The organism is Micromonospora eburnea (assembly GCF_900090225.1).
Classification (GTDB): domain Bacteria; phylum Actinomycetota; class Actinomycetes; order Mycobacteriales; family Micromonosporaceae; genus Micromonospora; species Micromonospora eburnea.
Genome location: NZ_FMHY01000002.1, coordinates 4,036,639 through 4,060,291 on the forward strand (window position 1 = coordinate 4,036,639; position 23,653 = coordinate 4,060,291).

Sequence of the window (23,653 nt, forward strand, 5' to 3'; positions counted from 1 at the left end):
ACCGTCGCCGGGCCTGGCCCGGCCGGCACCGCGCTCCGTCCCGGTCCCCAGGTAGGAAGGTGGCGGCCCGCCGGCGCGGGCCGCCACGTCGGCAGCGGGTCGGTCACACGATGTGTACGTGCGGGACGTAGAGGATCCAGCGACCGCCCTGCTCGACGAACCGGCGCTCCTTGGCCATGATCTCCTCCGCGTGGTTCCAGGCGAACAGCAGCGCGTAGTCGGGATACGGGTCCGCGAACGCCTCGTGCGGTCGTACCGGGATGTGCGCGCCCGGGGAGAGCCGGCCCTGCTTCTCCGGGGTGGTGTCGCAGATGTACGGCACCAGGTCGGGCCCGATGCCGCAGTAGTTGGTGACGGTCGCGCTCTTGGAGGTGGCGCCGTAGCCGACCACCCGCCGCCCCGCGTCGCGCAGGTCGGTCAGCAGCGCGACCAGGTCCGCCCCGATCCGGTCGATCTGCCGGCCGAAGCGGGCGTACGTGTCGTGCTCGCCGAGGCCGTACCGGGCCTCGTCGTCGATCATCCGGGCCACGCTGTCCCGGCGCGGACGCGCCCCGGGGCGGGCGACGGTGTAGCGCAGCGACCCGCCGTGGATCGGGATGTGCTCCACATCGACCAGTTGGAAGCCGAACCGGGCCGTCATCGCGTCCACCGCGCGCACCGAGAACAGGTAGAAGTGCTCGTCGTAGATCTGGTCGAAGTACGCGTACTCGACGATGTCGGCGACGTACCGGTCCTCGAACACGAAGATCCCGTCCGGCGCGAGCAGGCGGTCGACCCCACGGAACACCTCGTCGATGTCCGCGATGTGGCTGATGGTGTTGGCCGAGAAGATGACCTTCGCCGGGCCCCGCTCGGCGCGGATCGTGGCGGCGGAGCGCTCGTCGAAGAAATCGACCCGGACCTCGGCGCCCCGGGCGGCGGCCGCCTGCGCGGCACCGGCCGACGGGTCCACGCCGAGGTGCCGTACGCCGGCCGCGCCGAGCGTACGCAGCAGCAGTCCGTCGTTGCAGCCGATCTCGACGACCAGGTCACCGGGGTCGGTCAGTTCGGTGTCCCGCAGCCAGCCGGCGACCGCCTCGAAGTGGCTGCGCAGTCCGTCCGAGGTGGACGACCGGTACGGGTAGTCGGCCCGGAACATGTGGTCGGTCGGCATGGCCTCCAGCTGTTGGACCATCGCGCAGTCGGCGCAGATGCCGACGGCCAGCCGGAAGAACCGCTCCGAGCCGAGGTCCTGCGGCCTGAGGAAGGCGTTGGAGACCGGCTGCCGACCGAGATCCACCCATTCGCGTACCGGCCCCGCGCAGAGTCGGCACGCCGGGGCGGCTGACCCCAGCTCACGGCTATTCACGTCGTCGTACTCCTTCGCGGTGTCGCACCCTCGGCCCGCCCGCGTCCCGCGCGTCGCGTACCGGTGGACGTTCGGCCGGGGCGACGGCGCCGGTGCCGGCCCGTCGCGGGCCCGCCGCGCCGGAGGTCGTCGGCGGCCGGCCCGCCGTGCCGATGGTGCTGGAGGCGGCCCTTCCGCCACCCGTCATCGTCGCGACCGGTACGGGGCCGGGGCACATTCCAGCGTGCTCGACCGCGGGGGCCCCGACGCGGGTCCACCTCGGCGGCGTGAGCCGGCCGCCGGCCGCACGGGTGGGCAAGGAGAGAGATGCCGGTACCGGTGATCGGCGACAGGATCGGTGGCATCGGGCGGGACGCAGCGCATCCCAGATCACCGACCAGAGGCTGTGGCCGATGGCTGACGATCCCGCCGAGTTCTCTCCCGGTCCGGTGCTGCGGCAACAGCGCCGGACCGGGAGTTGATCTTTGTAGCGAGGGTGAGGAGACGAGCATGCCCAGTGCCACCACACCGGTCGACTCGACGGATCCGCCGGGCCACCCGGCGACCGGAGCCGCCGGGCGCCGGACCGGGGAGGAGGACCGGCGTGGCTGAGCCGCACACCGTCGCCGTCGTCGGTATGGGCTACGTCGGCTCCTGCGTCGCGGCCACGCTTGCCGACCGCGGCCTGTCCGTCGTCGGTGTCGACACCGACGCCGACCTGGTGAGCCGCCTGAACCGCGGCACCACCCCGCTCGCGGAGCCGGGGCTGACCGAACTCGTCGCGGCCGGGGTCCGCAGCGGCCGGCTACGGGCGACGACCGACCAGGAAGCCGTCGCCGACGCCGACGTCGTCCTGCTCACCGTCGCCACCCCGGTACGAGCGGACGGGTCGCTGGACGACGACCACCTGCGGGCGGCCTGCGCGGCACTGGGCAGGAGCCTGCGCGCCGGTCAACTGGTGATCCTCAAGAGCACCGTCCCGCCCGGAACGACGAGGGACCTCGTCCGGCCGTTGCTGGAGTCGAGCGGTCTGCGGGCCGGCACCGACTTCGCCCTGGCCTTCGCGCCCGAACGGCTCGCCGAGGGCACGGCGTTGGCGGACCTGCGCGCCCTCCCGGTCGTCGTCGGCGGCATCGACCCGCACAGCACGCGGGTCGCCGCGGACTTCCTGCGCGGCGCGCTCGGCGCCGACACGCTCCCCCAGGAGTCCCTGGAGGCCGCCGAGATCGTCAAGCTCGCCGACAACTGGTGGATCGACCTCAACATCGCCCTGGCCAACGAGCTGGCCATGTTCTGCGACCTGTACGGGGTCGACGTGCTGGACGTGATCAGCGCGGCGAACTCCATCCCGAAGGGGAACGGGCACGTCAACATCCTGCGGCCGAGCGTCGGCGTCGGCGGCTCCTGCCTGACCAAGGACCCGTGGATGGTGTGGCAGTCCGCGCGACGGCACGGGCTGGAGATCACCACCGCCCCGGTGGGCCGCGAGGTCAACCAGCGGATGCCCGGCTACACCGCCCGGCTGATCCTCGACGACCTCGACGCCCGCCGGGTGCCCCCGTCCGAGGCGACGGTGGCGGTGCTCGGCCTGGCCTTCAAGAACGACACCGGCGACCTGCGGGCCACCCCGGCCAGGGCGGTCGTGGAGGCGCTGCTGGCGTCCGGCGTCCGGTTGCGGATCCACGATCCGCTGGTCGACCCGGTGCGGGCCCAGGAGATCTTCGGCCTGCCGGTCACCACCACGGTCGAGGAGACCGTACGGGACGCCCACTGTGTCGCCCTGCTGGCCATGCACCGGAACTTCGCGGCCCTCGACTTCGCCCGGCTCCCCGTCGCCGAGTCCTGCCTCGTCCTGGACGGCCGCGCCTACCTGCCCAAGGAGAGAATCGCCATGCTGGAGCGCCTGGGCTACACCTACCGCGGGGTGGGTCGATGAGCGCCCCCCGGGTCGTCGTCACGGGCGGCCACGGGTTCGTCGGCAGCCACCTGGCGGAGCGGCTGGTCACCGCCGGGGCCGACGTCACCGTGTTCGACAGCGGCGACCCACCGCCGCACCTCGACCTGCTGCGCCGCAACGCCCGGCACGTCCGGGGCGACGTCCGGGACCCCGACCAACTGGCGGCGGCGATCACCCCCGGTGTGGACACGGTCTATCACCTCGCCGCGGCCGTCGGCGTGGACACCTACCTGGACAGCCCGCTGGACGTCATCGACGTCAACTTCGTCGGGACGCAGCGGGTGCTGGAGCGCGCCACGCGGGTCGACGCGCGCGTCGTGGTCGCCAGCACCAGCGAGATCTTCGGCAAGAACCCGGCGGTGCCGTGGCGTGAGGACGCCGACCGGGTGCTCGGGCCGACCACCGCCCAGCGGTGGTGCTACTCCACCAGCAAGGCCCTCGCCGAACACCTCACCTTCGGGTTCGTGCGGCAGCACGGCCTCGCCGCCGGTGTGGTCCGCTACTTCAACGTCTACGGCCCCCGGCAGCGGCCGGCGTACGTGATCAGCCGCAGCGTGCACCGCGCGTTGAACGGCCGCCCGCCGATCGTCTACGACGACGGCCACCAGACGCGCAGCTTCACCTACGTGACCGACGCGGTCGAGGGCACCATCCTCGCCGGGGCCAGCGAACAGACCATCGGCGAGGCGATCAACATCGGCAGCATGCGGGAGACCAGTGTCGCCGACGCGGTCGCCCTCGTCGCCGCGGTGACCGGAGCCGACGGCGGCGCGGTGGCGGTCGACACCGCCGAGCAGCTCGGCGCGGGATACCAGGACCTGCCGCGCCGCATCCCCGACGCCAGCCGGGCCCGGCTGCTGCTGGGCTGGAGCGCGGAGACCGAGCTCCGGGAGGGCCTGACCCGGACCGTGGCGTGGGCGCGCGCCAACCCGTGGTGGTTGTCCCGGCCCGACACCGGGGCCGGCCGGTGAGCTCCGGAACCCGTCCGCTGACCGGGGACGAGTACCTTGAGACGCTCCGCGACGGCCGCGCGGTCTACCTGCACGGCGAGCGGGTCCGGGACGTCACGAGCCATCCCGCGTTCCGCAACCCGGTGCGGATGACCGCCCGGCTGTACGACGCGCTGCACGCCGAGGAACACCGATCCGTGCTCACCACCGCCTGCGACGCCCCGGGCAGCGACGGCTACACGCACCGGTTCTTCACGACCCCGCGCAGCGCCGAGGACCTCGTCGCCGACGAGCGGGCCATCGCCGCCTGGGCCCGGATGAGCTACGGCTGGCTGGGCCGCAGCCCGGACTACAAGGCGTCGTTCCTCGGCACCCTGGGCGCCAACGCCGACTTTTACGAGCCCTTCGGCGACAACGCGCGCCGCTGGTACCGGGAGTCGCAGGAGAAGGTGCTCTACTGGAGTCACGCCATCGTCCACCCGCCGGTGGACCGCTCGCGCCGTCCCGACGAGGTGGCCGACGTGTTCGTGCACGTGGAGCGGGAGACCGACGCCGGGGTGGTGGTCAGCGGCGCGAAGGTGGTGGCGACCGGGGCCGCCCTGACCCACCACACGTTCGTCGCCCACTACGGCCTCCCGGTGGCCCGGCGGGAGTTCGCGCTGGTCGCCGCCGTGCCGACGGACGCGCCGGGCGTACGGCTGATCTGCCGTCCGTCCTACACGGCCACCGCGAACGTCATGGGCAGCCCGTTCGACTACCCGTTGTCGTCCCGGTTGGACGAGAACGACACCATCCTCGTGCTCGACCAGGTCCTCATCCCGTGGGAGAACGTCTTCATCTACGGCGACCTGGCCAAGGTGCAGACGTTCGCCGGCCGGTCCGGGTTCACCGAGCGGTTCACCTTCCACGGCTGCGTACGGCTCGCGGTGAAGCTGGAGTTCCTGGCCGGTCTGCTGGCCAAGGCGCTGGAGACGACCGGCACCGCCGACTTCCGGGGCGTACAGAGCCGCCTCGGTGAGGTGCTGGCCTGGCGGAACCTGTTCCAGGGGCTGGCCGGCGCGGCGGCCCGCGACCCGGTGCCGTGGCACGACGGCTCCGTCCTGCCCAATCCCCGCTACGGTCTGGCGTACCGGTGGTTCATGCAGGTCGGGTACCCCCGGGTGCGGGAGATCGTGCTGCAGGACGTGGCCAGCGGCCTCATCTACGTCAACTCGGGCACCGAGGACTTCGCCAGCCCCGAGGTACGCCCGTATCTGGACCGGTACCTCCGGGGCTCGCAGGGGGTCGAGGCGGTCGACCGGGTGAAGGTGATGAAACTGCTGTGGGACGCCGTCGGCTCCGAGTTCGGCGGCCGGCACGAGTTGTACGAGCGCAACTACTCCGGCAACCACGAGAACACCCGGGTCGAGCTGCTGTCGGCGGCGATCGCCGGCGGCGACCTGGACCGGTGCAAGGCCCTCGTCGACGCCTGCCTGGACGAGTACGACCTGGACGGCTGGCGGGTGCCCGACCTCACGTCGTACGACGGTCCGCGGCCGCTGCGCGGCCAGGGTTGACCGTCGCCGCCTCGAACGGATGCCGCCGCCGGTGACCGGCGGCGGCATCCGCGCGTACGGGGGGGGTGCCGGTTCAGCCGTCGGCCAGGATCGCGGCCACCGCCCCGGCGTCCCCGGAGTCGTGGGCCGCGACCAGGGCCGCGAAGCGTTCGGCCGGCATGACGCGTACCCCGAGGGTGGCCGCCTTGTCGGCCTTCGAACCGGCGCCCTCGCCGACGACCACCAGATCCGTACGGGCGGAGACCGACGAGGACGCGGTCCCGCCGAGCCGCTCCACCGCCTCGTTGCCCTCGTTGCGGGTCAGCCCCGGCACGGCACCGGTCACCACGACCCGCATCGGCGTACCGTCGGGTCGACGCAGCGGCGTGCCGCCCGGCTCGGCCCCGGCAGGCTCGTCACCGGCCACGGAAGCGGTGCCGCCGGCAGGACCGGCCGCGCCCGGCTCGACCATGTTGACGCCGCGCGCGACCAGCTTGTCGATCAGCGGGGTCAGCTCCACGAGGTCGGCGGCGATGGTCTCGGCCCGCTCCGGGCCGATCCCCTCCACCTGCTGCAGTTCCGCCACGCCCGCGTCGAGCAGCGCCCGCATGGTGCCGAAGTGCCGGGCGAGCCGGCGGGACAGGGCCCGCCCGGTCATCCGGACGCCGAGCCCGATCAGCACCCGTGAAAGGGGGCGTCGCGTGGTCGCCTGGATGCTCGCGACGAGCTTGGCCGCCGAGATCTCGCCCATCCGGTCCAGGGTGACCAACCGGTCCGCGTCGAGGTCGTACAGGTCGGCCGGATCGGTGACCATCCCCGCGGCGACCAGCCCGTGGATGATCTTGTCACCGAGCCCCTCGATGTCCATCGCGTCCCGGGTGGCGAAGTACGCCAGCGCCTCGTGCGCGCCGCAGGCCCGTCCGCGCGCGCATCGCCAGCGCTTCTGCGTCCGGTCCAGTGGGCCGTCGCAGCGCGGGCAGGTCACCGGCGCCTCGTACGGGGTCGACGCCGGGTCACGTTCGTCGAGCTTGGCACCGGTGATCTCGGGGATGACGTCGCCGGCGCGGCGGACGAAGACGACGTCACCGACCCGGACGTTGCGCCGGGTCAGGTCGTCGAAGTTGTGCAGCGTCGCCGACGTGACGGTGACGCCGCTGATCTGCACGGGTTCGAGCACCGCCACCGGGGTGACCACCCCGGTGCGGCCGATCTGCACCTCGATCCCGAGCAGCCGGGTGGTGCGGGTGTCGGCGGGGAACTTGCAGGCGATGCCCCAGCGCGGCGCTCGGCTCGACGACCCGGCCGCCTCCCGGTCCTGCGGCAGGTCCGCCTTGACGACCGCGCCGTCGACGCCGTACCCGAGGGTGCCGCGCGCGGTGCGCAGCGCCTCCACCGCCGCGACCGCGTCGTCGATGGTGGCGCAGACCGTCATGCCGCCCGTGGCGGCGGTGGTCGTGACGCCGAGGTCGGCCAGGGCGGTCATCTCCACGGAGTGGGGCACGGGGCCGGCCGCGTCGGCCACCGCCCCGCGCACGCCGTAGGCGATGAAGGACAGCGGCGCGTCGTAGGCGCGGCCCTCCGCGCGGAGGGTGCCGGCGGCGGCGCTGCGCGGATGCGCGAACGGCGGCTCCCCGTGCCCGGTACGCATCTCGTTGGCCACCACGAAGTCCGCGTCGGTCATGAAGACCTCGCCGCGGACCTCGATCGTCACCGGCCGGGCGAGCTGTCCCGGGAGGCCGACCGCCCGCCGCGCCTGGCCCGTCACGTCCTCCCCAGCCCGGCCGTCGCCCCGGGTGGCGACCCGCGCCAGTCGGCCGTCGACGTACCAGGCGGCGATGGCGAGCCCGTCGATCTTCGGCTCGACCACGAGCCCGGCGGCCGGGCGGCCGAGCAGCTTCTCCAGGCGGCCGGCCCACCGGCGCAGCTGCTCCTCGCCGAAGACGTTGTCCAGCCCGAGCATCGGCTCGCTGTGCGGCACGTCGCCGCCGGCCGCCACCCCCGCGCCGACCAGTTCGGTGGGGGAATCCGCGGGCTTCCAGTCCGGCCGCAGCGTCTCGGTGGCCGCGACCCGCGCCAGCAGGGCGTCGTAGGTCGCGTCGTCCATCCGCAGGTCGCTGCCGTTGTGGTACGCGGCGGCGGCGGCGCGGACCGCGGCCAGAGCCTCGGCGTAGGCGGCCCGCTCGGCGAAGGGGGTGGCCGCCTCGGCGTCCACGATCGGCGGGTCGGCCGGCGACGACGGTGTGGTCCAGGTGTCGGTCATCTGGGGCGGTGGCCTCCTCGATCGGCCGTCAGCCCGCCCCCGGGAGCGGAGGCGGGCTGACGGGAAGCGCGGGATGTCTATCGCCGGGTCCGGGCGTCCTGGGCGAGGCTCTCGAGGACCGGCACGACCTCGTTCGGGCTCGGCATGGCCCGCCAGACATCATAGATCGCGTCGGCGCCCCGCTGGTAGGACGGATCGGTGAGCACCGACTCGATCGACTCCCGCAGCTCCGCCACCGACTGGATCTGGTGGTTCAGCCGCACCCCGGCGCCCCGGGAGACGACGTAGTTCGACACCGGGGTCGCCTCAAGCTTCTTGGCCGGCATCACCCAACGGACGGCGGGCTCCTGTTCCCGCTCGTCCGCCTCGCGCACGCCGTACTCGACGCCGGAGCGGTAGATCCCGGTGTCGTCGGTCGACTCCTCCGGGCTCTCCTCCTCCATCCGCAGCATGATCGATTCCAGGGTGTCGCAGACGAGCTGCGGCACCCGGGCGGCGACGGCCGCCTGGAAGGTGCCCAGGCCGCCGTGGTGGATGACCGCCGAGCAGGTCGGCAGGATCTGGTTGAGCGGCAGGTACTCGATCGTCCGCACGTTCGGCGGCGGGGTGTACCCGTCGAGCTGCACGTCGTTGACGGTGGCGACGACCTCGACGTCGAGGTCGGCGAGGGCGTCGAGCAGCATGGGCGCGCGGTTCCAGTCGCCCCGGAGGAAGCGCCGGTAGGACTCGCCGAGGGTCAGGCAGACCCGGGGCCGCCGCGGCGGCTCGCGCAGCCAGTCCGGCACCGGCTCGGCGCCGTTGTAGGGCACGTAGCGCAGCGGGACCTTGCGGGTCCGCGTCGGCAGGCCGAGCCCGGGTGGCGCGGTGTCGAGGGTCCACTGCCCGACCAGCAGCTCGTCGTCCAGCTCCACCCCGTACCGCTCGGCGAGGGGACGCACCAGCGTGGCGAGCGGGTTCTCGTCGAGGCCGGCCGCGACGAGGGCGTCCCGGCCGGCGGCGAGGCGGTCGAGGCTCCAGCCGGACGGGTCGTACGCGAAGACGAGCCGAGCGTGCGCGGCGCCGCAGACCCGGGCCGCGACCGCGCCGGCCGCCTGGGTGAGGTCCCAGATCACCAGATCCGGGCGCCAGGTGCGGGCGTAGTCGATGAGGGCGTCGGCCTCGGGGCGGTCCGGGCGCAGGTAGTCGGCGGTCGGGGTGAGCAGGTACTGGAAGAAGAGGTACCAGTACTCGCGCTCCTCCGGGTTGAGGCCGAGGGCGTCGGCGTACCGTTGGGCCTCCTCGGCGCCCTTCGGCTCCAGCGGGTTGTCGCTGATGCGGGCGGCCCAGGACGCGTCACCGAGCGGGACCGGGGTCAGGCCGGTGGCGGCGATCCGGTCGGCGAAGCCGCCGAAGGACGCGAGGCGCACCTCGTGGCCGGCGTTCTGCAGCGCCCAGGCGGTGGGCACCATGGGATACAGGTGAGCGATCGACGGGTCGATGGCGAACAGGACACGCATGTCTCTCCCTCGCAAGCGGTCGGGTCAGGACGTGGGGACGGTGGCGGGCACGGGTCAGGCCGCCGCGCGGCGTACGCCGACCAGCAGCGGCCGCCCGGCGAGGCCGGTGGGGAGGAAGTCGGCGGCGCACCCCGCCGCCGCCAGCGCGCTCAGGTGCTCGCGCCGGCCGAACGCACGCAGCACCCGGGTGTCGGCGACGTGGTGTACGCCGTCGCCGTCGGCCACCAGGGCGTGCTGCTCGACGCGGTGCGCACCGTCGCGGGGCGCACCGCGTGCGATCCGGGTGACCGTGCGGCCGTCGTCGCCGCGCGTCAACGCCTCGCTGGCCGTCCGGCGGATCGCCGCGTCCGGCATCCAGAACGGCGCGATCATGAGCAGCCCGCCGGGCGCCAGATGCCCGGCCAGGACCCGCAGCACCGCGCGGTAGCTGGCGAGCGAATACCGGGCCAGCGCGTCGTGCAGGCAGGTGACGACGTCGTAGCGGCGGCCCAGGGCCAGTTCCGGCAGACCCGTCTCGTGGATCGTGGTGCCCGGCAGCGCGTGCCGGGCGGCGGCCGCCATCGCGGCGTCGACGGCGACCCCCTCGGCGACCGCGAGGTGCGGGCCCAGGTGCCGCAGATGGTCGCCCGCGCCGCACGCCACGTCGAGCAGGGACGTGGCGTGCGGGCGGCGGGCCCGGATGATGCGCAGCAGCGCGCCGGCCTCGGTGGCGGGGTCGCGGCTGTCGTCGGCGTGGAGCAGGTCGTAGAACGTGGACTGTGCCTCGGCGGGCATCGTCACCTCCGGTCGGGGTCGGCCCGGTACGACGTCGGCTTGCCGCCCGCACCGGATCGTCGTCGTGTCGCCCGGCGGCGCGGGCGTTGTCGGCGTTGCCGCGCCGCTCGGGCGGGCGTCTTCGGCGTTGCCGGGTCAGGCGGGCAGCGCGCGGTCCAGGGTGTCGCGGTATTCGGCCACCAGCGCGGCCACCGTGTCGGCGCGGAACTGGTCGCGGCGGTAGCCGACGCTGCCGACGATCCCGCCCGCCGCGTCGAACTCGACCGCCCACAGCGCGCCGTCGGGGATCTGCGAGCCGTGCTCCTGCGAGCGCAGCCGCCGCCGCATCGCCCGGTACGTGAGGTCACCGACGCGCTGGCCGACCGCCATGTACGGGGACTGGACCAGTTGGAACACGCACGAGGCGTGCTCCTCCCCTGCCGCCGCGGCCATCAGTTCGGGCGCCACACCGAGCAGGTCCACGAACGGGATCTCGTGCCGGTACGCCGCCAGGCACGCGTCCCGGACCCGGTCGACCAGGTCGGCGAAGCCGCCCGCTCCCCCGGTCCGGACCCGCAACGGCAGCAGGTTGAAGAACGAGCCGACCATGTCGAGCGTCCACGCCGGACGGCGTCCGGGCGTGAAGGTCGGCATGACCACCTCGTCGAGCCCGGCGGCGTCGGCGAGCTGCCGCACGTACGCCGCGGCCATGACCATGAAGGGCGTGCAGCGCCGGCTGGTGGCGTACGCCTGCACGCGCCGGCGCAGGTCGTCGTCGTGGTGGAACCGGTGCCAGGCGGTGCCGTCGGGCCGCTGCGCGCCGCGCGGCCGGTCCATCCGGATCGGCGTGACCGCCGCTCCGCGCAGCCGCTCCGCCCAGTACGCGCGGGCGGCGGCGACGGCGGGGGTGTCCGCCGTCGCGCGTTGCCAGCGCACGTACTCCCGGTACTGGCGTACCGGGGGCAGCTCCGGTGACCGCCCGGCGCGGCGGGCGGCGTAGCAGAGCGCCAGGTCCCGCAGCACCACCTGGATCGACCAGCCGTCGACGCCGGTGTGGTGGGCGGCGAGCACGAGCACCGCGTCGTCGGCGTCGAACCGGCCGAGCAGCGCCCGCAGGGTCGGGTTGTCGTCCATCGGCACCGGCCGGGACTCCATCTCGTTGAGCAGGATCTCCGCGTGCCGCTCCCGCTCGGCCGGGACGAGGGGCAGGTCCTCCACGTCGAGGCGGGGCGGCCGGGGCGGCCGGACCCGCTGGTGGACGTTCCCGGGTTCCCGGACGATCGAGGTCCGCAGTGCCTCGTGCCGCTCGACCACGTCGGCGAGCGCGGCCCGCAGCACCTCGACGTCGAGCGGGCCGCTGACCCGCCAGCCGCCGACGATGGTGTAGCGCGGGCCGAACGGTCCCGCGTCGTTCCCGCCGTCGACCATGCGGAGGAAGTCCTGTTGCCGGGAGAGCGCGAAGGGCTCGTCCGGCCCGGACGGCGGCTCGGGCGGGTGGTCGCCGGCGGTCGTCACGTCGTCCGGCAGCGTCCACAGCGACGTCGCCGGACCACGCCCGTCCCGCGTCATGCCGCCGGCCCCCGCGCTGCCGCCCCGGGGCCGGGGCCACCGGCTCCGGCCGGCGCCACCGCATCCCGTCGGCGGACGGGACGAGGCCGCCGGGCCGGATGGGGCGGTGCTCGTCGACGTTGCCGCCCAGCGCCGCCTGGGTCTGGACGCGGACCCCCTCCTTGAGGACCTCCTTGAGCATCGACGCGCCGAGCAGGTTGCGGTCCTCCCCCGCCTCGGCCACCGGGCCCTGGACGACGTCGGCGATCTCCTGGAACGCCGTCTTCCGCTGCCGCAGGTAGGAGTCGGCGTCGACGAACGCGCGTTCGTCGGAGCCCGCCCCGCCGACCAGTTGTACGAAGGCCTGCGCGTCGCTGGCGGCCCGGTCGTCGCTGACCCGCTTGGCGGTCCAGAAGTACGATTCCTCGTCCTGCTGCATGTCGTAGAAGCCGACGAGGAAGTCGTGGAAGAGGGCGTACTCGCGCCGGTAGCGGGACTCGAACTCCGCAAAGACGCCCGCCTCGTCCAGTTCCCCGGCGAGACAGCTGTTCACCGAGCGGGCGGCGAGCAGCGCGCTGAACGTCGCCAGGTGCACCCCGGAGGAGAAGACCGGGTCGATGAAGCACGCCGCGTCGCCCACCAGCAACATGCCGGGCCGGGAGAAGGTGTCGCGGATGTAGGAGTAGTCCTTGCGGACCCGTACCTCGCCGTACGGCCCGCTGGTCACCCGGGTGGCGTCGGCCAGGTACTCGGCGATCATCGGGCACTCGCTGATGAGCTGGCGCAGCACGGTCTCCCGGTCGCCCTCCCGGACGCGGTCCAGCGCCTCGGGACGCAGCACCGCCCCGACACTGGTGAGCCTGTCGCTGAGCGGGATGTACCAGAACCAGCCGCCGGGGAAGGCGACCGCGAGGATGTTCCCGCTGTTGGGCTCGGGGAGCCGCTTGCCGCCCTCGAAGTAGCCGAAGAGGGCGAGGTTGCGGAAGAACTCGGGGTAGTACCGCTCGCCACCGACGCGGTTGTGGATCCGGCTGCGGTGGCCGGAGGCGTCCACGACGTACCGGCTGCGCAGCTCCCGGCGTACGCCGTCCTCGTCGTCGAAGCGGACGCCGCACACCCGCCCGTCCTCCTCCAGCACGTCCACGACCGCGCACCGCTCGCGTACCGTCACGCCCTTGCGGCGGGCGTTGTCGAGCAGGATCTGGTCGAACTTCATCCGCTCGACCTGGTACGCCGTCGCCCCGTCGCTGGCGAACTTCGGCGAGATCGCGAAGGCGAACGTCCACGGCTCCGGGTTGCGTCCCCAGCGGAACGTGCCGCCGCGCTTGACGGGGAAGCCGGCGCGGGCGAGTTCGTCGGCGACGCCGAGCAGCCGGCAGATGCCGTGGATGGTCGAGGGCAGCAGCGACTCCCCGATCTGGTACCGGGGGAACGTCTCCTTCTCCAGCAGCAGGACCCGGTGTCCCTGCATCGCCACCAGGGTGGCGACCGTCGACCCGGCCGGTCCGCCACCGACGACCACCAGGTCGTAGTCGAATCCGTCGTCGTTCACGTCAGGTCCTTTCGCAGTTGCTGTGGGCCGGCCGGTCACCGCAGGACCACGTCGGCACGCCGGACGGCATCGAGCAGGTCGGCGCGGCCCAGCGCGGCCGCCACGGCGGCGAGGTCGTCGGCCATGTAGCGGTCCTGGCGCAGGGTGGGCGCGAGGGAGCGGGTGAGGTCGTACGCGGCACGGCCGGCCTTGCTCAGGCCCGCGTACCGGCCGGCGACGTCGACCGCCTGGGCCGCGGCCAGCAGCTCCACGGCCAGGATGGTGTCGTTGTTCGTCAGGACCCGCCGGGCGTTGCGGGCGGCGATCAGGCCCATGCTGACGATGTCCTGGTTGTCCCCGTTGGAGGGGATGCTGTGGATGCTGGCCGGGCCGATCGTGCGGTTCTCGGCGACGAGCGCGGTGGCCGGGTACTGCGCGCCGGCGAAGCCGCTGTTGAGCCCCGGCTCGCCCATCACCAGGAACTCCGGCAGGCCGTAGCTGAGGTGCCGGTTGAGCAGCCGGTTCGTCCGCCGCTCGGAGAGCACGCCGAGCTGGGTCAGCGCGATGGTGACGTAGTCCATGGCGAACGCGACCGGCTGGCCGTGGAAGTTGGCGCCGTGGAACACCTCGCCGCTGCCGAAGAAGAGCGGGTTGTCGTTGGCCGAGTTCAGCTCGACCTCGACCGTCGCGCGGGCGTGGGTGAGGGTGTCCCGCACCGCGCCCAGCACCTGCGGCACCGCCCGCAGCGAGTACGCCTTCTGCATGTAGATGCTGGTCCGCTGCACCGCCTGGTCGTGCTGCCACTCGTCGGCGAGTTGCTGGCGCAGGGCGGCGTGGGAAACGGTGAGCCCGCTGCCGTCCAGCAAGGCCCGCATGTTGGCGGCGGAGTCGATCTGGCCCGGGTGCGGCCGCGCCAGGTCGTGGCCCTCGGCGAGGAACGGACCGGTCGACCCCTGCAGGGTCTCGATCACCAGCGCGGCCACGATCTCCGCCTGGCGGACCTGCTCGATCGCCCGGCCGAGCACCAGCGCGCCGAGCCCGGTCATCGCGGAGGTGCCGTTGATCAGGGCCAGCCCCTCCTTGAACCGCAGGTCCATCGGCTCGATGCCGTGGTCCCACAGCACCTCCCGGGTCGGCACCGGCCGGCCGTCGCGCAGCACGTAGCCCTCACCGAGCACGGTGCTCGCGATGTGTGACAGGGGCGCCAGGTCACCGCTGGCCCCGAGCGAGCCGATCTCGGGGATGGCCGGGGTGATGCCGAGGTTCAGGTACAGCTCCAGCCGGGTGATCAGCTCGGGGCGGACGGCGGAGTAGCCCTTGGCGAGGGCGTTGAGTCGGGTGGCGAGGACCGCGCGGGCCTCCACCTCGGAGAAGCACGGCCCGACCCCGGCGCTGTGGCTGCGAACCAGGTTGGTCTGGAGTTCCGTCTCCTTGGAGTGGTCCACCAGCATGTAGATCATTTCGCCGTACCCGGTGGTGACGCCGTACACCGGGACGCCCTGCCGGACGATGTCCTCAAACCGCTGGCGGCTGCTGGCCGCCCGGGCCAGGGATCCCGCCGGCACCACGCAGGGCGTGCCGCGTTCGGCCACCTGCCGGACCCCGTCGATCGTGAGGCCGGCGCCGTCGAGGACCACCGGTTTCACGCCGCTGTCGATGTCAGCCATGCTCGTCTTCCCATCGTCGTGGTTGGCCGGCGGCACCGGGGGCGCCACCGGCGGTCGGATCGCCGTTGCCGGCGGTCACCGCCCGCACCACCGCCGCCATGCCGGCCACCGTCGGCGCGGCCATGAGGTCCCGCAGCGGTACGTCGACGCCGAAGCGTTCCGCGAGGCGGTGGGCGAGTCGGACAAGTAGCAGCGAGTGGCCGCCCGCCGCGAAGAAGTCGCCCCACCCGTCCCCCGGTGCGGCCGGAAGCACCTCGGCCCAGATGCGGCCCACCGCGTTCTCGATCGGGCCGCGTCCGGTTCCCCTGCCGTGCTCGGTGACGGCGCGGGGATCGGGCAGCCGGGCCCGGTCCACCTTGCCGCCGACGTTGCGCGGGATCCTCTCGATCGGGGCGAACGCGGTGCGGTGGCCCACCGGCCCGTAACGGCGGCGCAGGTGTGCCCGCAGCGACGCCACGAGCGCACGCCAGTCGGCGCCGTCGCGGGACGCCACGAAGACGGCCAGCCGGCTCACCAGGCCGTCGGGGTCGGTCACCGGCGACACGGCACAGTCGGCGACGAGGGCGTGCGCGGCGACCGCCGCCTCCACCGCCGCGAGTTCGAGCCGGTGTCCGGCGAGCTTGACCTGCTGGTCCCGGCGGCCCACGTGCTCCAGTTCGCCGTCGAACCGCCGCCGCCCGAGGTCGCCGGTGCGGTAGCAGCCGGCGGTGGCCACGGCGGCCGGCGGCAGGCCCCGCAGCGGGCGGAACGGCGCGTCGCCCGGCTGGCGTCCGGCCGCGTCGGGCAGGTAGCCGGGCACGGCGTACGGGCTGCGGACGACGATCTCGCCGGTCACGCCGGCCGGGCAGGGGCGGTCCCGCCCGTCGACGACCAGCACCTGCCGGCCGGGTATCGACCGGCCGATCGGCACGCGTTCGCCGGGCACCGGCGCGACGATCTCGTACACGCTGGCCGCGACCGTCTCGGTCGGACCGTACAGGTTCCACAGTCGGGTGCCGGTGAGCGTGCGGCGCAGCCGATTCGCGAGATCGGCCGTGAGGGACTCGCCCATCAGGAACAGGTGGGCCAGCCGCGCCGGGCCGGCGGCGTCCCCTTCGAGCGCGGTCGCCAGCTCGCGGGCGAAGCTGGGTACCGTCTGCAGCATCGTGACGCGCTCCCGGTCGAGCCACCGGAGGAAGCGCTCCGGGTGGACGCGGACGCGATCCGGCACCGGGACGAGCGTCGCGCCGGAGACGAGGGCCGCGAAGACCTCGCACAGGGCCGGGTCGTGCTCGACGGCGGCCCACTGCGCGACGCGGGCGCCGGGGTGCAGGTCCCCGGTGCGGGCCAGCCACGTGGCGAACTGCGCGAGCGCCGCGTGGGTCTGGACGATGCCCTTCGGCCGTCCGGTGGAGCCCGAGGTGAAGGCGACGTAGGCGGCCGCCCGCACGTCCGGCTCCGCCGGGAACCGGACGGGGTCCACCGGACGCGGGGCGGATTCCACCGGACGCGGGGCCGGGTCCACGGTGAGGACCGGAGCGGCCTGGTCGGACCGGTACCACTCGGCCACCGGGTCCTCGGCCGGGTCGCCGGCGACCAGCAGGGCGGCGGGCCGCAGCTCGGTCAGCACCGTCCGGGCCCGGTCCCCCCGGTCGCCGGGGCTCAGCCAGGTGAGGTGACCGCCGGCGCGCAGGACGGCCAGCGACGCGATCACCAGCGCCGGTCCCATCGGCAGGCGCAGGGCGACGGCCCGGCCGGCGACCGGGACCCGGGCTACCAGCCACCCCGCCAGGTCCGACGCCCGGGTGACCAGCTCCGCGTACGTGAGGCTCTCGTCCTCGCCCCGGACGGCGATCGCCTCCGGGAAGCGCTCCGCGCGGTCGCCGATCAGCGCGGTCACCGGCCGGCCGGGCGGCGGCGCGTCGGCCGTGGCGTCCGCGGCGCGTACCACGGTGGCTAGGTGCCGGGGGTCCTCCAGCGGCAGGTCGGCGAGCGCGAGGTCCGGGTCACGGGCGGCCGCGTCCAGCAGGGTACGCAGGTGGGCGAGGAAACCCTCGGCGCTCCGGGGCGCCATCCGGTCGGCGCGGAACGCGAGCGTGCCGGCGAGGGTCGCGGTGCTCGGCGCGAGAGTGAGCAGCAGGTCGACCGGGAGCGCCCAGGCCCGGGACGGCAGTTCCCGGACGGTGGCGCCGGCCAGCCGCAGCGGCGCCGGCTGACCGTCGGCGGCGAGCACCGCGTCGCACAGGGGCAGCCCGTCGGGGGAACGGGGTGGGTTGACCGCCCGGACGAGGCGGGGGAACGGTCGGCGCCGGCGTTCGGCGTCCCGCCGGCTGCGGGCCACCCGCCGCAGATGCGTCCGGAACGTCACGTCGCCGGTCAGCCGGCAGTCGACCGGCAGGAGGGTGGAGAACGGGCCGACGGCGGCCTCCCGGCCCGGCCCGCGCAGGTCGTACGGCAGGGCGACGGTCACGCTGTCCTCGCCACGGTGGCGGCCCAGCACGACCTGGAACGCCGCCAGCACGACCGTCGGAACGGCGACGCCTTCCGCCCGGGCGAGGGCCTGGACGGCCGCCCGGGTCCGCGGCCCCCAGTCGAAGGCCACCTCGTCTGCCGTCGTCGACGTCCCAACGGGTGGCGGGTCCGCCGGACGTACGCCGTCGGCGGGCAGCGGGGCGACCCGGGCGGGGGCGGGATCGGACGACGGGTCGCGGCGGGCCGGGGCCGCCGCCGCGGCGGCGGTCCCGATGGCCTCGGCGTACGCCGACGAGAGCGCGGCGGCCACGACGGAGAGCGACGCGGGGTCCGCGACGGCCTGGTGCGCGGTGAGTACGACGCGATGGTGCCGGGGGGTGACCCGCAGCACCGCCAGCCGGGCGAGCGGACCGGCGTCGAGGTCGCCGGGCGGTGCCAGCGCCGCCGCGTCGCGGACGTCCCGCATCGTGAAGGCGTCGGCGCGGGCGGGGCCGATCCGTCGAGCGGGCAGACCGTCCACCGTGGGCAGCGTCACCCGCAGTGCCTGGTGGCGGTCGAGTACGGCGTGCCAGGCGGCGCGCAGGGCGTCGACGTCGAGGTCGCCGTCGACCCAGTACGACCGGTGCAGGGTGAGCGCGTGGGTGTCCGGGTGCAGCTTGTCGAGGAACCAGACGCCGTCCTGCACGGCGACGACGTCCGGGGTCAGCTCGGGCGTCGGCGGTGGCGGAGGGGCGTCGGTCGTCACGCATCGAGTCTCGGCGGGTGCCGGTGAGCGGGCATCTCTCGACGTGCGCGGTGGCGACCGGATCGGCGCGGGCATCCGGCGGCGGCCGGTCGTCGAGGGATGCGCATCCGCAGAGATGCGCGCCACTGCCCGCGCCGCACAGGATGACCGCAGAGCCGAGCGCAAGCTGAAAGAGAGCAACCATGAACGAGGCCCTGGGGACCGCCCCTACCCCGCAGGACCCGCCCGCGCTGGAGTCACGGATCGGCGCCATCTGGCGGGACGTGCTCGGCGTCCGGGACGACTCGCCCCCGGACGCCACCTTCCTCGAGTTGCAGGGGCAGTCGATCTCCGCCGTCCGTATCGCCGGACGGATCGAGGAGGAACTCGGCATCGAGGTCGACGCCGCCGTCCTGTTCGAGGACCCGGATCTGCCGACCTTCATCGATCTGGTGATGAGACGCGCCAGGTCCGGGCAGTAGCCGACCGCTGGGGTCCGGGCGTCTTCCGGGCCCCGGTGGCCGCACGGCCGGGGCGGGGCGGCGGGCCCGCCGCCACGCGGATCGGCTGTCCGGGTTCGGCGCCGCGACGGGAGGAGGATGAACGAGATGCTGGCCATCAGGGTCTACGACATCGAAACCGGCCACGTCCAGACGCTCACCGAGGTGGCGGACGTGGCGAGCGCCGAGCGGTGGTTGGCGCAGTTCGCCGCCGGCGGGATCGGCACCAACGACGTGGTGTACGTCGTGGACGACGCGCCGCGGGTCGCCGTGCCGCACCTGCGGGAGCCGGAGGCCGGCATGGCGGCGTGAGCGGGCGACCCGGTCCACTCCACTGTGGACCCGATGGCCCATGCCCGTAGACGTGGCGGCCCACCGAGAATCATCGGTCGGGCCGCTTTTTCGTTCCCGTGACCGCGACTTCGACCCGGTGGGGCATCACCCGGGGGTCCGGATGGATCATTGACGGCCATCTCCACCTTACCTAGGATCGGAGATATCGGCAGAACCTGTCACATAAGCCAGCAACCGACGCATTCGGGATTCTGCCTTTTCGGCGCGCGGAGACAGCTGCGCCACCGGGATCGGCGCGCCCACCCCTCGACGATCAGTGAAAGGGACCCTATGACACTGTCCGTACTGCGGCATGGGCGACAGCGGCCGGAGGGCGGCTCGCCCGGCCGGACGCGCTCGTTCATGCGCAAGGCGATCGCCTCCGTCGCGGCGGCCGCGGCGGTGCTCTTCGTCGGAGCGTCCTCGTCAGCGGCCTCGGACCCGTACGCCGAGCCGCTCACCGGCCGGGCCAACTTCAGCTCGTCGTTCCAGCACGGCATGGTGCGGGTCGACGGCGGCCAGCTCCACTACGTCAAGGGCGGCTCCGGGCCGGTCCTGGTGCTGCTGCACGGCTGGCCGCAGACCTGGTGGGCGTGGCACGACGTCATGCCGGCGCTCGCCCGCAACCACACCGTCATCGCGTTCGACCTGCCCGGCCTCGGCGACTCCAGCTCCTTCGCGAGCGGATACGACAAGGTGACCACCGCGCAGCGGATCCGCCAGGCGGTGCACGCCCTCGGGCACCGGCAGGTGTCGATCCTGGCGCACGACGTCGGGGTGCTCGTCGCCTACCCGTACGCACGCGAGTTCCCGAACGAGGTCAACCGGATCGCGGTGCTCGACTCGACGTTGCCGGGCTTCGGGCTTGAGGACGCCTACACCCTGAGCTTTCACTTCCTGTTCAACGCCGCGCCCGCACCGATCCCCGAGCGGATCCTCGACGACGAGGACGTGCCGACCTACCTCGGCATGATCTTCGACTTCAGCGTCAACCGCGCCGCCATCGACCGGGACGTCTACTACCGCTTCTATCGGGACCCGGCCGACCGGACCGCGGGCTACAACTACTACCGCGCGTACGCCGGGGACGCGGAGAACAACCGGGCGAACGCCGCCAGGCGGCTGACGACGCCGGTCCTCGCGATGGGCTCGGCGGCGACGTTCGGGCCGGCGGTGGCGGGATCGTTCCGGCAGGTCGCCGACGACGTACGCGAGGTCGTGGCACCCAACTCGGGCCACTTCATCCCGGAGGAGAACCCGCAGTTCCTGGTCTCCTGCGTGAACCTCTTCACCGGCGTGACGGCCACCCCGCCGTCGCCGGAGCTCGCCAACTGCGTCGCCTGATCACCGCGCGCCGGGAGTGATCCCGGCGGGACGGGCGAACCGGCCGCCACGCGCCAGCCGCGCGTGGCGGCCGCTCGCGTACTCGCCGCCCCTCGGCCCCGCCACGGCACGCGTCGGTCAGCCGAGTTCGTCCGGCGCCTCGGGCGGCGCGAGTTCCGTCGCCCGGCGCGGCCACTGCGCCACCAGGTCCAGGCGGGCCGAGACGAGCGCCAGGTGGATCCGGGTCGGCCAGGCGTCGACGGCCGGATCCCGGCACAGGTCGGTCGACCAGTCCATCGGAACGCAACCGGCGACCACCACGCCGACCTCCGTCCGGACCCGGCCACCGAACTCGACGATACGGTCCCACCACCCGGCCCGGCCGGGCAGCAGCAGCACGCCGTCGACGCCACGGCGGCGCAGCGCGGCCACCTCGCGCAGCGCGTCGTCGTCGGCCGCCGGATCCGGCGCGGCCAGGGCCACGAACCGCAGCGGGTACGGTCCCGGGGCCAGCAGCCGCCCCTGCGTGCCCGCCGCCCACTCGCCGCCGCCCTGTCGTGGCCCACCGGGCAGCGGTTCGAGCCGCGCAGCCGGCACGAGACACGGTACGTCCGCGCCGGCGCCGGATGAGCCGGGCGCGGAAGCGCCGACGCCGACCAGCCGGTGCGGCAGGCGTGACCCGCGCGCGGTGAAGGGCTCGGCAACGGCGTGCCGGGCGGGAGCGTCCGGGTCGGCCCCGTCGGTCCGCCGGTACGCCGCCTCGGCCTCGGCGATCCGCGTCGGGCAGCGCCGCCGCAGGCCGTGGTAGCTGATCGCCGTCGTACGGGTGATGAAGTGCATGCCGAACTGGGCCGGTGGCAGGTGCATCCGCCGCCCGTACGTCTCCCACCACCGCATGCTCGGCCCGGCCAGGCGCTGCACCCGCGCCACCGCCGGCCGCCGCTCCCGCTCGTACGCGTCGAACGCGGCGGTGACGGTGTCGTGCTCACGCAGCGCGCCGGCCAACGCCATCGCGTCGGCGAGGGCCATCGTGGTGCCGGACGCCACGGCGAAGTGGGCGGTGTGCGCGGCGTCGCCGATCAGCACCCGGTTGCCGTCCGACCAGCGCCGGTTCGTCACGACGTCGAACCGGGACCAGCGGCTCCGGTTGCTGACCAGTCCGGCGCCGAGCTGGCCGGCGAAGACGTCGTCGAGCAGCGCCAGCCCGGCCGCGCCGATCTCGCCCGGCGCCCCGTCGGCGCGGCACGCCACGTCGAGCCCGGCCCGGCGCCACGTGCCGTCGTCGAGTTCCACCACCACGGTGCTCAGGCCACCGCCGCAGGAGTACGCGTGGGCGGCCATCGGCCCGTGCTCGGTGGGGACGAAGAACATGGTGGCGGCGTCACCGACGTCCGCGGTGGTGCCGAGCCAGATGTAGCGGGCGGCGCCGGTACGCACGGTCGTGCCGAACGCCGCCGCCCGCGCCGTACGGTGGGTCGAGCGCGCTCCATCGGCGAGGACGACCAGGTCGGCGTCCAGTTCGTCGGCGCGGGCGTCGTGTCCGTGGTGGACGCGTACGCCGACGGCCCGCGCCTCCTCCGTCAGGACGGCCAGCACGGCGCCACGGGACACGGCCACGACCGGGAAACCGTCGTAGCGCAGCCGCCCGCCGGGCATCCGCAACTCGACACCGGACAGCGGCCGGGCGAGGCGGCCGATCCGGTCGGCGACGAGCGAATCGCGGGCGGCCAGCTGCCGCATCGTCCGGTCCGACAGCGCGATGCCGAAGCCGGCGGTGCCGCCCGGTTCGCTGCGCTCGTAGACGTCGATCCTCGCGCCGGGCCAGGTTTGGCCGAGCAGCCGGGACAGGAAGAGCCCGGCGGGTCCGGCGCCGATGATCGCCACCCGTGTCGCGCCCATGTCCCCCACACCGTCCGTCCCCTGTGGTGGGCCGGCGCCGCGCCGCCTCCCGCAACGGACGCGGCCCGGCCCGAACGGAATCCTGGCAGCCGCCGGGCGCCGGCCTCATCTCCCGTCGTGCGCACCGGTCATCCGGGCAGGACGGTCGACGTCGGCGTCGGGGCTCAGCCGACGCGGCGCACACACGAAGGTGCCCGGCACCGGCCGCCCCCACCACGATCGGTTCGTCCCCGCAGCCCGCCGCGTCGCCGGCGCGTACGGCCGGACTCCCTGAGTCGGGCCGAAAGGAGAACCATGGGCACCGATCGGCACGTGGCGGTGACGGAGGCCGACTACCTCCGGCTGCTGGTGCACGGCACGACCGCGTTCGAACTGCTCCGTACCGCCCTGGAACTCGACGTTTTCGAGCACCTGGAGCGAGCGGGCGGGATGACCGTGCGGCAGCTGTCGGCGGAGCTGGGCGTCGAGGAGCAGCCCGCCCGCGTCCTGCTGCTCGGGCTCTGCACGCTGCGGCTGGTCGACAAGCGCGGCGAGGCGTACGTCAACGCCGACCTGACCCGCCGCAAGCTGCTGCGGTCGAGCGCCCGGTTCCTCGGTCCGCTGGTCGACGTGCAGGCGAAGGTGATCAACCAGGCGCTGCCCGACCTGGCCGAGGCCGTACGCCGCAACACCAACGTCGGCCTGCGGCACCTGCCCGGACCCGGGACCACCCTGTACGAGCGGCTCACCGCCCACCCGGAGTTGCAGCGCGTGTTCTACGCGAACATGGGCGACGCCTCGCAGAAGGCGCTCGGCCCGCTGCTGGACAGCTACGACTTCAGTGGCATCCGGCACGCGATCGACGTGGGTGGCGGTGACGGCACCAACGCCGTCCACCTGGCCCGGCGCTACCCGCACCTCACGGTCACCGTCTTCGACCAGGAGAGCGTCACCCGGCTGGCCGCCGACCGCATCGACGACCCGGACCTGCGTCGGCGTGTCCGCTTCCACGCCGGGGACATCATGACCGAGCCGCTGCCCGAGGGCGCCGACGCCGTGCTCGTGTTCCACATCTTCGAGATCTGGTCCCTCGAACGGAACACGGAGCTGCTGCGCCGGTGCCGGGCGGCGCTGCCGGACGGCGGGGTCTGCCTGATCTACAACTTCGTCTCGAACGACGAGGGCACCGGTTCGATGAGTGCCGGGCTGGTGTCCCCCTACTTCCTCACCCTCGCCTCCGGCGAGGGCATGGCGTACTCGGCCGGGGACATGGAGCGGGCCGCCCTCGACGCCGGCTTCTCCCACGTCGAGCGGTACGAGGGCCTGGGATTCAGTCACGCACTCGTCGTCGGCCGCCGATAGGGCGCCGCCCCGGCCGCGCACCGGCCACCGTGTCCGGTGCGCTCGCGACGCGTCAAGG

Annotated in this window: 15 protein-coding genes and 1 pseudogene; 7 read left to right on the forward strand and 9 right to left on the reverse strand. The window is 74.0% G+C overall.

Features of this window, described 5'->3' with window-relative positions; all coding sequences use genetic code 11:
- Positions 1-103 precede the first annotated feature (103 nt).
- Positions 104-1,348, reverse strand: a complete 1,245-nt coding sequence (locus GA0070604_RS18020; protein WP_244161973.1) for a class I SAM-dependent methyltransferase — start codon at positions 1,346-1,348, stop codon at positions 104-106.
- 583 nt (positions 1,349-1,931) lie between these two features.
- On the opposite strand from GA0070604_RS18020, the gene GA0070604_RS18030 reads away from it, so the two are divergent.
- From GA0070604_RS18030 to GA0070604_RS18040, 3 genes are read left to right on the forward strand one after another with little or no spacing between them, the layout of a single operon-like run.
- Positions 1,932-3,263 carry a nucleotide sugar dehydrogenase gene (locus GA0070604_RS18030; protein ID WP_279615693.1) on the forward strand — a complete coding sequence of 444 codons (1,332 nt, stop codon included), beginning with the start codon at positions 1,932-1,934 and terminating at the stop codon, positions 3,261-3,263.
- Positions 3,260-4,255: an NAD-dependent epimerase/dehydratase family protein gene (locus GA0070604_RS18035; protein WP_091119382.1), complete on the forward strand. Its 996-nt coding sequence runs from the start codon at positions 3,260-3,262 to the stop codon at positions 4,253-4,255. The genes GA0070604_RS18030 and GA0070604_RS18035 overlap by 4 nt, the downstream gene beginning before the upstream one ends.
- Positions 4,252-5,790, forward strand: coding sequence for a 4-hydroxyphenylacetate 3-hydroxylase family protein (locus GA0070604_RS18040; RefSeq protein ID WP_208602102.1), 1,539 nt, complete (start codon positions 4,252-4,254; stop codon positions 5,788-5,790). Before GA0070604_RS18035 ends, GA0070604_RS18040 begins: the two co-directional genes overlap by 4 nt.
- A 73-nt stretch (positions 5,791-5,863) precedes the next feature.
- Here GA0070604_RS18040 and ligA read toward each other — a convergent pair whose 3' ends face one another.
- The 7 genes and pseudogenes from ligA to GA0070604_RS18075 form a co-directional block, all read right to left on the reverse strand.
- Complete coding sequence (ligA, locus tag GA0070604_RS18045) at positions 5,864-8,029, reverse strand: NAD-dependent DNA ligase LigA (RefSeq protein ID WP_091119385.1); 2,166 nt, start codon at positions 8,027-8,029, stop codon at positions 5,864-5,866.
- A gap of 77 nt (positions 8,030-8,106) precedes the next feature.
- Positions 8,107-9,525 carry a nucleotide disphospho-sugar-binding domain-containing protein gene (locus GA0070604_RS18050; RefSeq protein WP_091119389.1) on the reverse strand — a complete coding sequence of 473 codons (1,419 nt, stop codon included), beginning with the start codon at positions 9,523-9,525 and terminating at the stop codon, positions 8,107-8,109.
- A 54-nt stretch (positions 9,526-9,579) separates the two neighbouring features.
- A complete protein-coding gene (locus GA0070604_RS18055; protein WP_091119393.1) occupies positions 9,580-10,299 on the reverse strand; it encodes a class I SAM-dependent methyltransferase in 720 nt (239 codons plus the stop codon).
- 135 nt (positions 10,300-10,434) lie between these two features.
- Positions 10,435-11,847 carry a condensation domain-containing protein gene (locus GA0070604_RS18060; RefSeq protein ID WP_091119397.1) on the reverse strand — a complete coding sequence of 471 codons (1,413 nt, stop codon included), beginning with the start codon at positions 11,845-11,847 and terminating at the stop codon, positions 10,435-10,437.
- Positions 11,848-11,887: 40 nt separating this feature from the next.
- Positions 11,888-13,378: pseudogene (locus tag GA0070604_RS18065) on the reverse strand (tryptophan 7-halogenase); the annotation flags it as partial.
- A gap of 35 nt (positions 13,379-13,413) precedes the next feature.
- Complete coding sequence (gene cmdF, locus GA0070604_RS18070) at positions 13,414-15,024, reverse strand: tyrosine 2,3-aminomutase (RefSeq protein ID WP_091127233.1); 1,611 nt, start codon at positions 15,022-15,024, stop codon at positions 13,414-13,416.
- Entirely contained in the window at positions 15,017-18,220 is a 3,204-nt protein-coding gene (locus tag GA0070604_RS18075; RefSeq protein ID WP_167363508.1) for an AMP-binding protein, read from the reverse strand. The genes cmdF and GA0070604_RS18075 overlap by 8 nt, the downstream gene beginning before the upstream one ends.
- A gap of 182 nt (positions 18,221-18,402) precedes the next feature.
- On the opposite strand from GA0070604_RS18075, the gene GA0070604_RS18080 reads away from it, so the two are divergent.
- The 3 genes from GA0070604_RS18080 (at position 18,403) to GA0070604_RS18090 (ending at position 20,376) form a co-directional block, all read left to right on the forward strand.
- The gene (locus GA0070604_RS18080) at positions 18,403-18,681 is read left to right on the forward strand and encodes a phosphopantetheine-binding protein (protein ID WP_091119404.1); all 279 of its coding nucleotides are present in this window, start codon (positions 18,403-18,405) and stop codon (positions 18,679-18,681) included.
- 126 nt (positions 18,682-18,807) lie between these two features.
- Complete coding sequence (locus tag GA0070604_RS18085; RefSeq protein WP_141721325.1) at positions 18,808-19,011, forward strand: hypothetical protein; 204 nt, start codon at positions 18,808-18,810, stop codon at positions 19,009-19,011.
- 312 nt (positions 19,012-19,323) lie between these two features.
- The gene (locus tag GA0070604_RS18090; RefSeq protein WP_244161974.1) at positions 19,324-20,376 is read left to right on the forward strand and encodes an alpha/beta fold hydrolase; all 1,053 of its coding nucleotides are present in this window, start codon (positions 19,324-19,326) and stop codon (positions 20,374-20,376) included.
- A 117-nt stretch (positions 20,377-20,493) separates the two neighbouring features.
- Here GA0070604_RS18090 and GA0070604_RS18095 read toward each other — a convergent pair whose 3' ends face one another.
- Positions 20,494-22,254 carry an FAD-dependent monooxygenase gene (locus GA0070604_RS18095; protein ID WP_091119411.1) on the reverse strand — a complete coding sequence of 587 codons (1,761 nt, stop codon included), beginning with the start codon at positions 22,252-22,254 and terminating at the stop codon, positions 20,494-20,496.
- 294 nt (positions 22,255-22,548) lie between these two features.
- Here GA0070604_RS18095 and GA0070604_RS18100 point away from each other — a divergent pair, with 294 nt between their 5' ends.
- The gene (locus GA0070604_RS18100) at positions 22,549-23,595 is read left to right on the forward strand and encodes a methyltransferase (protein ID WP_091119415.1); all 1,047 of its coding nucleotides are present in this window, start codon (positions 22,549-22,551) and stop codon (positions 23,593-23,595) included.
- Positions 23,596-23,653: the final 58 nt, after the last annotated feature.